This is a genomic window from Paraburkholderia sp. SIMBA_027, assembly GCF_046535315.1.
GTDB lineage: Bacteria > Pseudomonadota > Gammaproteobacteria > Burkholderiales > Burkholderiaceae > Paraburkholderia > Paraburkholderia tropica.
On sequence record NZ_JAWRWY010001190.1, the window covers coordinates 1 to 252 of the forward strand.

At 57.1% G+C, this 252-nt stretch carries 1 pseudogene; it reads left to right on the plus strand.

Features of this window, described 5'->3' with window-relative positions:
* Positions 1-252, plus strand: a pseudogene (locus SB764_RS42905) (hypothetical protein); the annotation flags it as partial.

Here is a 252-nt window from a genome sequence, read left to right on the forward strand (position 1 = left end):
CTCAAGATGTGGTATTCCAGCCGGATAACAGCCGCTGGTGGATCCGTGCCGGTGGCGCATGGGCGGCATTCAATGCCAGTGCGGATGTGAAGGCAGGTGGTCAGTTTATCCCAGGAGCAAGCGCAAACGTGAAAGACAATGCAGCATTCATGGCCGAATTCGGGTACCGGATAACGCCAAGTGTGTCTTTGGGTTTGACGATTGGCATACCGCCTACAACGACGATGAGCGGGGCGGGGACCGTAGCAGGTG